This is a genomic window from Streptomyces sp. AM 2-1-1 (assembly GCF_029167645.1).
Lineage (GTDB): Bacteria > Actinomycetota > Actinomycetes > Streptomycetales > Streptomycetaceae > Streptomyces.
This window is the reverse complement of sequence record NZ_CP119147.1, coordinates 6,291,296-6,303,451: the sequence shown is the minus strand read 5'-3', so window position 1 is coordinate 6,303,451 and position 12,156 is coordinate 6,291,296. Positions and strand designations below refer to the sequence as shown.

The 12,156-nt window shown below is 72.4% G+C and carries 11 protein-coding genes and 1 pseudogene; 7 read left to right on the top strand and 5 right to left on the bottom strand.

The genetic code is table 11. The features are described 5' to 3' along the window. Positions 1-53 precede the first annotated feature (53 nt). The 3 genes from PZB77_RS27490 to PZB77_RS27480 all read left to right on the top strand — a co-directional run bounded on the left by PZB77_RS27490 (position 54) and on the right by PZB77_RS27480 (position 2,008). A complete protein-coding gene (locus tag PZB77_RS27490) occupies positions 54-539 on the top strand; it encodes a Rieske (2Fe-2S) protein (protein WP_275495317.1) in 486 nt (161 codons plus the stop codon). A gap of 145 nt (positions 540-684) precedes the next feature. Continuing rightward, positions 685-1,155 (top strand): pyridoxamine 5'-phosphate oxidase family protein, encoded by a 471-nt coding sequence (locus PZB77_RS27485; protein ID WP_275495316.1) that lies wholly within the window; start codon positions 685-687, stop codon positions 1,153-1,155. A gap of 139 nt (positions 1,156-1,294) precedes the next feature. After that, a complete protein-coding gene (locus PZB77_RS27480) occupies positions 1,295-2,008 on the top strand; it encodes a pyridoxamine 5'-phosphate oxidase family protein (protein WP_275495315.1) in 714 nt (237 codons plus the stop codon). On the opposite strand, the gene PZB77_RS27475 is transcribed toward PZB77_RS27480, so the two are convergent. Continuing rightward, positions 1,990-2,982, bottom strand: coding sequence for an EamA family transporter (locus tag PZB77_RS27475; protein ID WP_275495314.1), 993 nt, complete (start codon positions 2,980-2,982; stop codon positions 1,990-1,992). The genes PZB77_RS27480 and PZB77_RS27475 overlap by 19 nt on opposite strands. 83 nt (positions 2,983-3,065) lie before the next feature. Further along, positions 3,066-3,461: a cupin domain-containing protein gene (locus PZB77_RS27470; RefSeq protein ID WP_275495313.1), complete on the bottom strand. Its 396-nt coding sequence runs from the start codon at positions 3,459-3,461 to the stop codon at positions 3,066-3,068. Positions 3,462-3,513: 52 nt separating this feature from the next. Here PZB77_RS27470 and PZB77_RS27465 point away from each other — a divergent pair. Next, positions 3,514-4,505 (top strand): annotated as a pseudogene (locus PZB77_RS27465) (helix-turn-helix domain-containing protein). Positions 4,506-4,655: 150 nt separating this feature from the next. Here PZB77_RS27465 and PZB77_RS27460 read toward each other — a convergent pair. After that, positions 4,656-5,309: a PadR family transcriptional regulator gene (locus PZB77_RS27460; RefSeq protein WP_275495312.1), complete on the bottom strand. Its 654-nt coding sequence runs from the start codon at positions 5,307-5,309 to the stop codon at positions 4,656-4,658. 955 nt (positions 5,310-6,264) lie between these two features. Here PZB77_RS27460 and PZB77_RS31300 point away from each other — a divergent pair. Both PZB77_RS31300 and PZB77_RS27450 read left to right on the top strand, forming a co-directional pair. After that, positions 6,265-6,516 (top strand): hypothetical protein, encoded by a 252-nt coding sequence (locus PZB77_RS31300; protein WP_343299883.1) that lies wholly within the window; start codon positions 6,265-6,267, stop codon positions 6,514-6,516. Positions 6,517-6,541: 25 nt separating this feature from the next. Beyond that, positions 6,542-7,363, top strand: a complete 822-nt coding sequence (locus tag PZB77_RS27450) for a PhzF family phenazine biosynthesis protein (protein ID WP_275495311.1) — start codon at positions 6,542-6,544, stop codon at positions 7,361-7,363. Between the two features lie 200 nt (positions 7,364-7,563). On the opposite strand, the gene PZB77_RS27445 is transcribed toward PZB77_RS27450, so the two are convergent. Continuing rightward, a complete protein-coding gene (locus PZB77_RS27445; RefSeq protein ID WP_275495310.1) occupies positions 7,564-8,343 on the bottom strand; it encodes a CPBP family intramembrane glutamic endopeptidase in 780 nt (259 codons plus the stop codon). A gap of 185 nt (positions 8,344-8,528) precedes the next feature. Between PZB77_RS27445 and PZB77_RS27440 the strand changes: the two genes are divergently transcribed. Next, positions 8,529-10,322: a VWA domain-containing protein gene (locus PZB77_RS27440; protein WP_275495309.1), complete on the top strand. Its 1,794-nt coding sequence runs from the start codon at positions 8,529-8,531 to the stop codon at positions 10,320-10,322. A gap of 248 nt (positions 10,323-10,570) precedes the next feature. On the opposite strand, the gene PZB77_RS27435 is transcribed toward PZB77_RS27440, so the two are convergent. Further along, on the bottom strand, positions 10,571-12,076 hold the full coding sequence (locus PZB77_RS27435) for a glutamate--cysteine ligase (protein WP_275495308.1): 1,506 nt from the start codon (positions 12,074-12,076) through the stop codon (positions 10,571-10,573). Positions 12,077-12,156: the final 80 nt, after the last annotated feature.

Below are 12,156 nucleotides of genomic sequence, written 5' to 3'. Positions count from 1 at the left end.
CGCCGGTACGTTCCCGTGGTCCAGCCTCGCGGTACGACGAAGGGACACCCCGTATGACCACCACGCAGGAATCCGGGTCTCAGGAGTTCGCGCCGCAGGGTCTCGCCCCGGGGGATCGCGCACCGCGGAGCAGCGGTGCGCGGCCCGGGCCCGGCAGACGTGCCGTCGTGGTGGCGGTGGGCGCGGCAGGGGCGGTGGCGGCCCTCACCGCGTGCGGGGACTCCGGCGACTCGGGCACCGGCGGGAAGGCCGGTACGGTCCTCGGCAGGACCAGTGACGTGCCGGAGGGCGGCGGCAGGGTCTTCGCGGACCAGGGCGTCGTGGTGACCCAGCCGACCGCCGGCCGGTTCAAGGCCTTCTCCGCCACCTGCACCCACCAGGGCTGCGCGGTGAGCGGGGTGATCGACGGCGCCATCACCTGCCCGTGTCACCGGTCGACCTTCGATCCCGCGACGGGTGAGCCGACGGGCGGCCCGGCCACCGTCGCCCTGCCCGCGAAGCGGATCACGGTGACGGACGGATCGATCACGCTGGCCTGAGGCGTCGCGGGCGTTCCCCGGTGGTGCGGGCGCTCCCCGGCAGCGGGGGCGCGCTCCCGCCACCGGGCGCGCTCCCGGGCATTGCGCGGAGCCGCCGGGGGGCCCGATGATCCTGGGATCCATTCGGACGACGGGAAGGCACCCCATGGCCGCCGCTCAACGACGAGGCCGCCGGATCATGATGACCGACGAGGAGCGCGACGCCTATCTGACCGAGCGGCGCACCTGCCGGGTCGCCTCCGTCGGCGCGGACGGCCGGCCCCACGTCGGGGCCCTGTGGTTCGTCTGGGACGGTACGTCGATCTGGCTCTACTCCTTGACCCGCAGCCTGCGGTGGTCCCACCTGTTGCGGGACCCACGGGTAGCGGTGATCGTCGACGACGGCGACGAGTACGGCGAACTGCGCGGCGTCGAGCTGCGGGGCGAGGCCGTCCCGGTGGGCGAGGCGCCGCGCACGGGTGAACCGTGCGAGGAACTCGCCACCGCGGAGAGCCTGTTCCCGGCGAAGTACTTCGGGATCGACACCCTGCCGCACGACGGCCGGCACGCCTGGCTCCGGCTCACCCCGGACACCGTCGTCTCCTGGGACTTCCGCAAGCTGTCCGACGCGGGCTGACGGCCCTGCCGTCGACCGGCGACGCGGGGGCCCGCGCCGGCCCCGCCCCCGCGCGTGAAAACCCCGGCGACGCGTCCACCCTCGGTCCTGTACTCTCCTAGCGCAAACTCAGTTATGCACTAGTGCAATGGAGAAGGCAATGTCGGAACCTGCCGCAGCCGTCGGCTCTCCCCTGACGCGGACCGCCGGGAACGAGGACGCCGCGCCCTACGCGGCGACCGGGCGCACCACTCCCACCCGGGCCAAGCAGCGCGCCTCCTACGACCCCGGGGTCGTGCACCCGATCCTCGACAGCGGTTACCTCTGTCACCTCGGCTTCGTCCGCGACGGCGCCCCGGTGGTGCTGCCGACGCTGTACGCCCGGGTGGGCAGGCGGCTGTACATCCACGGCTCGACCGGTTCCCGCCCGCTGCGGATGGCGGGCGGCACGGATCCGGGCCTGGCGGTCTGCCTGACCGTCACCCACCTCGACGGTCTGGTCCTGGCCCGTTCCGCCTTCCACCACTCCGTCAACTACCGCTCGGTGGTGGCGCACGGCGTCGCGTACACCGTGACGGACCCGGACGAGCGGCGAATGGCACTCGACGCGATCGTGGACCAGGTCGTCGCGGGGCGGTCCCGGGACTCACGGCCCGCCGACGACAAGGAGCTCGCCGCCACCGCGGTGATCCGGCTGGACCTGGACGAGGTCTCCGCGAAGCTGCGTACCGGGGGGCCCAACGACGACCCCGAGGACATCGCCCTGCCGTACTGGGCCGGTGTCGTACCGGTCTCCCCGACGTACGGCGCCCCGATCCCCTCCGACGACCTCGACCCGGCGGTGGCCCTCCCGGACTACCTCGCGGCCCTCTGACGCGGGGGAACCGCGTCGGCATGCCCGGACACGACCGGTCCCGAGAGGGCTTCTTTCGGGGCGGCGGACTGGGCGATCCAGGCCCCGGCCAGGACCACGAGGCCCCCGGCCAGTTGCGGACCGGAGAGGTGTTCGCCGAGCAGCACCCAGGCGAGGACGGTGGCCACCACCGCTTCCAGGCACGCGACGACTCCGGCCACCTGTGGGGAGAGGAGCCGTACGGACACCACCCCGGTCAGGTAGGCGAGCACGGTCGCCACCAGCACCACCCAGGTCAGCAGCAGCCAGGCCGGGACCTCGTGACCGTTCATCCGGGTGGCGCCGCCGAGCACGGACCAGTCCATGCCCCACGGGCGGGCGACCAGGGTGAGGAGCAGCGTGCCGGCCAGCAACCCGTACGCGATGACGCCCACGGGGTGGGGCGGTTCGCGACGTTCGCCCCCGCCCTTCGGCGCGCCCGGATCCGAGAGGACGAAGTAGCCCACCTGGCAGCAGGCCGCCCCGAGGGCGAGCGCCAGTCCGAGCAGGTCGAAACGGAGGCCCGCCCACACTTCGACGACGCAGGCGAGCCCGGCCGCCGCGAGGAGCACACCGAGGACGGCGGCGCGGGTGACGGGACGGCGCCGTACGAACCGGACCCAGCCGAGTACGAGGGCGGGCGCGAGGTACTCGACGAGCAGGGCCACGCCCACCGGGATGCGCGCGATCGCGGCGAAGTAGCACGCCTGGACACCCGCGACGGCGAACAGTCCGAACCCGGCGAGCAGTGCGGGCCGTTGGCCCAGCAGGCGCCGGTGGCGCCACGCGGCGGGGGACATGACGAGCGCCGCGCCCGCCACGCGGAGCCACACGACGTGGAGCGGATCGAGCCCCGCCTCGATGAGCGGTTTGGCCGCCACTCCGGACCCGCCGAACGCGAACGCCGAGGCCAGGGCGAGTCCCAGACCGGCTCTTCTCCCCGCGGACGCCTGCATCGGCACATCATGTCAGGCGCGACCGACAGGGTCACCCCTGTCGGCGCGCTCCTCCCCGCCCGTGCGGGGGTCTCTCGCGGGCCTCAGGTGCCGAGGGCATGGCCCGTCGTCGCGTCCACGTGATCCGGGATCCCGTCGTGGCGGTCGCCGACCGACGACGTCCCGGTGGGTTCGAAGAGGAGGATCGCGGCGCCCGACGGGGCGGACGGCTTGTGCTCCGTCCCCCGGGGGACGGTGAAGACCGCACCCCGGGCGAGCACGACCGTGCGCTCCCCCGCGGCTTCCCGGAGCGCGATGCGCAGTTCGCCGTCGAGCACCAGGAAGAACTCGTCGGTGTCGTCGTGGGCGTGCCAGACGTGTTCGCCGTGGACCTTCGCCACGCGTACGTCGTAGTCGTTGACGCGCGTGACGACGCGAGGGCTCCACAGTGCGTCGAAGGAGGCCAGTGCCGTACCGAGGGACAGGGGTTCGCTGCTCATGGGCCCACCCTCCCCTCCGCCGGAGGATCGGTGTGAGTGCTAGGAATCGCACATGCCGCAAAAATCCTCGCACGCTCCCCACGGCGCCGGCCCGCACCGCGTGGTCGTCATCGTCGACGAGAACTCCAACCCCTTCGAACTCGGCTGCGCGACCGAGGTCTTCGGTCTGCGCAGACCCGAGATCGGTCGCGAACTCTACGATTTCGGGCTCTGCTCGCCCGAGCGCCGTACGCGGATGCGGGACGGGTTCTTCACCCTCACGGGAGTCGCCGGTCTCGAAGCGGCCGACTCCGCGGACACCCTGATCGTCCCCAACCGGCCGGACGTCGACGTGCCTCGCCGCCCGGCCGTGCTCGACGCCGTCCGGCGGGCGCACGCGCGCGGGGCGCGCCTGGTCGGTTTCTGCAGCGGGGCGTTCACCTTGGCGGAAGCAGGGTGCTCGACGGACGCCGGGCCACCGCGCACTGGCAGTGGGCGGACTCCTTCCGGACCCGCTTCCCGGCCGTACGGCTCGAATCCGACGTGCTGTTCGTGGACGACGGCGACATCCTGACCGCCGCGGGGAGCGCCGCCGCGCTCGACCTGGGGCTGCACCTCGTCCGCCGCGACCACGGCGCGGAGATCGCCAACGCCGTGAGCCGACGGCTGGTCTTCGCCGCCCACCGCGACGGTGGGCAACGGCAGTTCGTCGAGCGACCGGTGCCGGACCTGCCGGACGAGTCGCTGGCACACGTCCTGGCCTGGGCGCAGGAGCGGCTGGGCTCGGCTCTCACCGTCCCGGCGCTCGCGGCACGAGCGGCGGTCAGTCCGGCGACCCTGCACCGGCGCTTCCGGGCGCAGTTGGGCACCACTCCGCTGGCGTGGCTCACGGCAGAGCGGATCACTCTGGCCTGCCGGCTGATCGAGCGGGGGGAGTCACGCTTCGACGTGGTGGCACGCCTCTCGGGCCTCGGCACCTCCGCCAATCTGCGAGCGCTGATGCGCCGCTCCACCGGCCTCAACCCCTCGGCGTACCGGCACAGGTTCGGACCGGAGGCGGGATGAGTGCTCACCGGGCCCGACGCCGCCGGGAGCGGACCGGACCGGTCCGTGTCGGCGGCATCCGGGACACCCAAGCGCCATATGACGGAGAAGGGGCCCCGCGACCACCCGGCCGCGAGGGCCCTCGTCCCCCACCACTTCGTACGCACGGCCTCAGTTCTCGTCGGCCAGGATGAGGTAGAGCTTCTTCTTGGCGTCGTTGATGACGGCGAGCGCCTTCTGACGCTGATCGGCGGATCCGGTCTTCCAGACCTGGCCGAACGCCTCCATCAGGCTGAAGCCGGCCTGGCGGATCTCGTTCACACTCTCCCAGTCGACGCCGCGTCCGGCGTCCTCCCACGGAGCGTCGGGTCCGGATTCCGCCTCCGCGCTCCCGGCCTCGGTGAGCGTGAACAGCTTCTTGCCGCCCTCGCTCGCACTGACGATGAGGCCCTCGTCCTCCAGCAGTTGGAGTGTCGGGTAGACCGAACCGGGGCTGGGCCGCCAGGCTCCGCCACTGCGCTCGCCGATCTCCTGGATCATTTCGTAGCCGTGCATCGGACGGTCCTTGAGCAGCGCCAGGATCGAGGCACGCACGTCACCGCGCCGCGCCCTTCCCCTCCCGCCGCCACCACCGCGTCCTCGGCCACCGCCTCCGAAGGCTCCCCCACCGAAGGGGCCTCCGCCGAAGGGTCCGCCGCCGAACTGCGGGCCGAAGGGCCCGAAGGCGGACCGCCGCCCGTCGAAGTCTCCGCGACCCGGGTGTCCGGGACCGCCCTGTCCGCGGCCGCCTCGGCCGCGCTCGTTGTCGAATCCGTGGGAACGCATGACGCGCTCCTTTCTTCTCAGTCGACCGATACGTTCGTACCGATGGCTCAACGATATATCGGAAACTATCGTTGAGCAAGGATTCCCGCCGCGCCGGGCTCCTCCCCCTCACTCGACCGCGTCGCGAGGCGGCGAAGGTTCTCAGGGCGTAGGGAGGCGCGGGCGCTGCTGGACAGCCGTACCGACCGGGATGGACCCCGGACGGAGCCGCACCCGTCACCGTCGCGCGGGTGGCGGTGCGTACCCTCACCCGGCCAGGCGGTGCACGGGACCTCTCACGCCGCTGCTGGGCCGACCGCCGGCTTCGGGTCGCCGCCGAAGCGGGACCGTCTGCCGGCGAGGGGCAGCGATCCGACGCCGGCGGAGACCGGCCCCCGGGCGTTCCAGGCGTTCCGGGTGTTCCGGGTGTTCCGGGTGTTCCGGCCGTGCGGGCAGGACCACGCACGGGGGCGTCGGCGCACTCCGGGCCGCACTCGCACCACCCTGACCGTCCCCGGTCTTCTGATGCTCCACGTCCACGAAGGGCTGATCACACGGGTCCGCGACCACATGGACGGCTCGGGAGTCGCATGCGCCAGAGGCCGACGGGCGGACCAGCACGGCGGTACGCGGCGGTACGCGGCGCGGGCGGCACGCAGTCCGCCACGGCGCCAGGACCAGCGATCCGCCGGGGCACCACGAGGCGACGGCGGGACGGCTCGCCGAGCCGACGCGTACGCTCCGACCCGTCCCCCGTATAGCGAAGAGCTCCCGCCGCCTGGTCGCCGACGGGCGGGTGTTCCTCCGGTGGCTGCGCCACGGCCACCGGAAGGACGAGGCCGGCCGGTCCGTCGACTGCCGTCAGACCCTCACCCTGCTCGCGCAGCCGCCCGGGACCGGCGGGCCGTTGCGCATCGTCTTCGCGAGCGGTCCGGGCAGATTCGTCCCCCAAGGTGCGCCGCTGGGATCCGGAGACGTGGGACACACACGGGGCAGTGCGCTGAACCTCCACGAACCGGGTGCGGTCCGGGCGCTGCTCGACGTGGCGCGAGCCCGCGGGTGGCGGCCGGAAGACCCGGCGCCCGTGGTCATGGACGGCTGGCTCCTGCTGGACGCCGCAGCCGCCGCGCAGGCCCAAGGAAGCGGCCCCGTAGCCACCGCGCAAGCCAAAGAAAACGGCCCCGCAGCCTCGCCGCGGGCCGAAGGGCCACGCCGGCTCGGCCGGTGAGCATCCGCCTCGCTACGGTCGCTCCATGAGGATCCGTATCGTCGACGCGTTCACCGACCGCCCCTTCTCGGGCAACCCCGCCGGGGTCGTCCTGCTGGACTCCGACGCCTTCCCGTCGGCGGGCCTGCTCCAGCAGGTGGCCGCCGAGGTCAATCTGTCGGAGACGGCGTTCACCCACCCGCTGGCGCCGGGCGGGGAGGCGGACTGGGCGCTGCGCTGGTTCACCCCGACGACAGAGGTCGACCTGTGCGGGCACGCCACGCTCGCCACCGCCCATGTGCTGCACACGACGGGCGCGGCCGAGGGCAGCGTGCGCTTCGCCACCCGGTCCGGGGTGCTCACCACCGCCGCCCGCCCCGGCTCCGCCTACACGATGGACTTCCCGACCTCACGGCTCGTTCCCGAGCCGGCGCCGGCGGGACTGGCCGAGGCCCTCGGAGCCGAACCACTCGCCGTCCTCGACACCGGCGAGCACATCGGGGATCTGCTGGTCGAACTCGATGACGAGGCGACGGTACGCGGGCTGACGCCCGACTTCGAGGCGCTCACACGCTGTTCGCGGCGCGGGGTGATCGTCACCGCCGCCGCCGAGGACCCCACCCTCGGGTACGACTTCGTCTCCCGCGGCTTCTTCCCCCGGGTCGGCATCGACGAGGATCCGGTGACCGGTAGCGCGCACACCGCGCTCGCCCCGTTCTGGTCGGCCCGGTTCGGCCGCGACGCGCTGACCGGCCTCCAGGGCTCCGCCCGCACCGGCCTGGTCCACACCGAGTTGCGCGGCGACCGGACCCTTCTCACCGGGAACGCCGTCACCGTCATCGACGGCGAACTGCTCGCCGGGCTCTGAGCCGACGTGAGCGGCCCCCGCGGCCCCCGGGTACGGCCGACCGGGGGCGGGGAGCGGCGAGAGCAGGACCCGACCGGACCGATACATCGTCCGGCCGGCAGTCCACCCCACCCGTCGCCCCGCCCTTCACCAGGTTCTCCCCCGCCCCTCCTGTTGTCGCTCGCGTTGCTCGCGCGACCACGCCCCGACGGTACGACGCCTCACGGCGTGGGCAGCCAGCCCACTTTCCCGGCGAGCAGCGCGTATCCGACGAATGCTCCGATGTCGAGCAGCGCGTGCGCCGCCACCAGCGGGCCGACCCGGCCCCAGCGCCGGTAGAGCAGGACGAAGACGACGCCCATCACCATGTTGCCGAGGAAGCCGCCGATCCCCTGGTAGAGGTGGTAGGAACCGCGCAGCACCGCGCCGGCGAGCAGCGCGGCGCGGGGCGTCCAGCCCAACTGGTCCAGCCTGCGCAGCAGGTAGCCCACCACGACGACCTCCTCCAGCACGGCGTTCTGGAGGGCGGAGAGGATCAGGACCGGGAACTTCCACCACACCTCGGGCAGCGATTCCGGCACCACCGTGAGGTTGAATCCGGTGGCCCGCGCGAGGAGGTAGAAGGCGAGTCCGGCGCTGCCGATGCACGCGGCCACCGCGACTCCGCGGCGCAGATCGGAAGCGGGCTCGGTCCGGTCGAATCCGATCGCCCGCAGGCTCGCGCCCTCGCGTGTCAGCAGGTGCGCCACGAGCGCCACGGGCACCAGGGCCGTTGCGATCCCGAACGTTTGCCATGCCAGATCCAGCCAGGGACGGCCCGGAGCGTACGAGCCGTTGAGCGTCGCCGCCTGGTCCTTCAAACCGCCCGGTTTCGTCAGTGATCCGACAAAACTGATGAGCGCCGACACCCCGCTCGCGCCCAACGACAGTGCGAGAACCAACAGCGCCTCGGACCGCAAAGTCCTCCGGGAAAGCGACTCTTGAGGACAAGAATCAGCCACGCGCCCCTCCTTCACCAGTACACCCGCCTTTTGTTCTGCAATCGCGTCTCATGCCGCCCGTCGCACCGCTAGGGTCTCGAAAACAAGTACGAAGATCATGCGCGACAGGCCGGGGGACGAGCACCATCGCCGATGGTGGGGTCCCCCTTTTCCTTGTTTCATTCTCAAGGAGGGGCACCACCGACATGGGACGTCACAGCTTGCCCGACCGCTCACCGGCGGGCAGACCCGGGGAGGCCTCCGCGCCGAACCGCCGCCGTACGGTGGTCCTCGCCACCGCACTCGTCGTCGTGGTGACGGCCGGCACGGCGGCGGTCGCACGGACCGGCCTCCTCTCGTTCTCGGAACCCTGCGGGAGCGACGCGGTCCGGCTCACCGTCGCGGCCTCCCCCGACATCGCCCCCGCCGTACGTGCCGTGGCGGACCGGGCGCGCGCGGACGAGGTGCGTACGGACGGGCGGTGCATGGATGTCGAGGTGGTGGCGGCCGACTCGTACAAGGTCGCCAACACCGTGGCGGCCGGCGGGAAGACCCCGTACCAGGTCTGGCTGCCGGACTCGGACCTCTGGCTGGACCGCGCGAAGGGCAGCGGGGACGGCATCCCGCTCACCCCCGGCGACTCGGTGGCCACGTCACCGGTGGCCTTCGCCGTCGTGCCGTCCGCGGCGAAGGCCATGGGGTGGCCGCAGAAGCAGCTCAGCTGGGCCGAACTGGTCGCCGCCGCACTGGAATCGGGCGGTGCCGTCCGGCTCGGCGCCGCCGACCCGGCCCGCAGTGCCACCGGGCTGCTGGCGCTCGCGGCCATCGGGGCGTCGTCGGCGGGCCAGGGCGGGGACGGCGACACCCGCGCCGCGCGGACCGCGAAGATCCTCTCGGAGCGCATGTCCGAGAGCGACCCGCAGGCGGCTGGGACACTGGCGCACGACGATGCCGGCGCCGAGCAGGGTGACGCCGAGCGGAACCAGGCACTGATGCTCTCCGAACAGGCAGCCTTCGCGCACAACGCAAAGGCCACCGGGAGCGGCAAGGTGGACCTCTTCTACCCGAAGGACGGTGCCCCGCAACTCAACTACCCGTACACCCTGGTGGACGAGACGTCGATGACCGTCGAACAGAGCCGGACCGCGCTGCGTCTGATGACGCTGCTCAGGGACAGCGGTTCGGGCGGGGCGGACACCTCCCTGCCGGACCACGGCTTCCGGCCGCCGGACGGCGCCGCGGTGCCCGGGATCGTCCGGGCAGCCGGTGGAAAGGCCCCGCAGCCGTACACCGACGCGCCCGCCGCCGCCCCGACCGCCACCGAGCTCCAGGAGGTGCTCGGCATGTGGACCATCACGGTGCAGAGCGCCCGGCTCTCCACGGTGGTCGACGCGTCGGGTTCGATGGCGACCCCGGTACCGGGCAGTGGCGAATCGCGGATGGACGTGACGAAGCAGTCGCTGCTCCAGGCGCTGAGCCAGTTCACCGACGACGACGAGATCGGTCTCTGGGAGTTCGCCACCACGCTCGACGGCACCAAGGACTACCGCGAGCTGACCCCCACCGGCCGACTCGGCGACCGCACCGCGAGCGGCTCCACCCACCGGGAGGAACTCGCAGCGGCCTTCGACGAGTTGCAGCCCGTTCCGGACGGCGCCACCGGCCTCTACGACACCACTCTCGCGGCGTACCGGGCGGCGGTGACGAGCTATGTGCCGGGCAAGTTCAACGCGCTGGTGATCCTCACGGACGGCTCCAACCAGGACGACCACGGCATCTCGCGCACCGGCCTGGTCCAGCAGCTCAAGGGGCTCGTCGATCCGGAGCGCCCGGTGCCGATCCTCGCCATCGCGGTGGGGCCGGACGCCGACCGGGAGGAGGTCGCGGAGATCGCGAAGGTGACCGGCGGGGGCGGTTACGAGGTGAGCGACCCCGCGGAGATCCAGACGGTCATCCTGCAGGCCATCATGACCGCCAGTCAGACGAGCACCCCCGAGTAGCCCCCGTCACCCGCGACGAGGGTCCGCCACGGGCTTCCCCGCGCTGGCGTGCGCGGCGTCACCGCCCCGTAGGGCGACGGTGCGCTCCGGACCGGACCGTGGCGGCCGCGGACCAAAGGCGCCACCGCTCCACCCAGGGTTCCGCTCCGCCCAGGGTTCTGCTTCTCCGAGGGCGCCGCGGAAGCGCCGGGATCGCGCGGGCGGGGACACGGGCGCGCGGGACGGTACCCGCCGCCGGGGCGCACCGCTCACGGCTTCGGGAAGCCGACCGGCCAGGTGTGCACCGGTTCCCCGCTCTGCGCCAGCTCGCCGTACCTGCGGGTGGTGGCGGCGAGGGCCGCTTCCCGTCCGAGGCCCGCCTCCTGCGCACGGTGGTAGGTGTCCACCTGCCAGGAGGCGCCGTTGGTCCGCCGGCGGCACCGCTCCTCGATGATGCCGAGGTAGCGGTCGCGGTCGGCGGGCTCGATGTTCCAGGCGTCGAGGCCTGCGGAGGCCAGGGGGAGCAGCTCGTCGCGTACGAGTTTGATCGCGGGCACCTTCGCGATCCCGCCGGACCGCCCCGGACGCGGCCAGAGCAGCTCGGCCTCGATGCCGTAGCGGCAGGCGTTGTCGAAGTTCTCCTCCGCGGCCTCGAACGGGAGCCGGCTCCACACCGGACGGGGTTCGTCGGCGAGCGCGCGCACCAGCCCGTAGTAGAAGGCGGCGTTGGCGAGGACGTCGGCGACGGTGGGCCCGGCGGGCAGCACCCGGTTCTCCACCCGCAGGTGCGGGGCCCCGTCCGCGACCCCGTAGACGGGCCGGTTCCACCGGTAGATCGTCCCGTTGTGCAGGACGAGTTCGGCCAGCGTGGGGACGCCTCCCTCGTCGAGCACCCGCAGCGGGTCCTCGTCGTCGAGGATCGGCAGCAAGGGGGGGAAGTAGCGGAGGTTCTCCTCGAAGAGCTCGTGCGCGGAGTCGATCCACCGCTCGCCGAACCAGGTCCGGGGGCGCACCCCCTGATTCCGCAGCTCGGGCGGGCGTACGTCCGTGGCCTGCTGGAACAGCGGGGGCCTGGACTCCCGCATCAGCTCCTTGCCGAACAGGAACGGCGCGTTCGCGCCGAGTGCGATCTGCACCCCGGCGACCGCCTGCGCCGCGTTCCACACGTCGGGGAACCGGGTGGGGGTCACCTGGAGGTGCAACTGCACGGAGGTGCACGCCGATTCGGGGGCGATCGACGAGGACGCGCACACGAGATGCTCGACGCCCTCGATGTCGATCGCGAAATCCTCTCCCCGCTCGGCGACCATCTCGTCGTTGAGTAGGGTGTAGCGGTCCACGTCCGACAGGTTGCCGAAGACCAGGTCGTCCGGTCCGAGGGTGGGGAGAATTCCGATCATGACAATGCCCGCGTCGACCTCGGCGGCCTTCCGGTGGGCGTAGGCGAGCCCCGTACGCAGCTCCTCCGCCAGCTGATCGAATACCCGGCCGCTCAACCGGTGCGGGACGATATTCACCTCGAGGTTGAACATCCCGAGTTCCGTCTGGAAATCACGGCTGGCGATCCGCTGGAGCACCTCGGCATTCATCATCCGCGGCGTACCGTCCGGGGCCGCGAGATTCAGCTCGATCTCCAGCCCCATGAAATTTCGGGGGCGGTCGAACCTCCGCTCCTCCAGCAGCCTCTCCAGTCCGACCAGACACCGTGCCAGCTTGCGCCGGTACGCCGGGCGGTCGGACAGGTCAAAGGCGTGCGCCTCGACCTTCTCCCCCATCGTGGAGTCCTTCCCTCAGTGGCGGCCCGCGACCGGGCCGCCCGCATCTCGATCGATAATGCCCCGCAGAAGTGATCCAT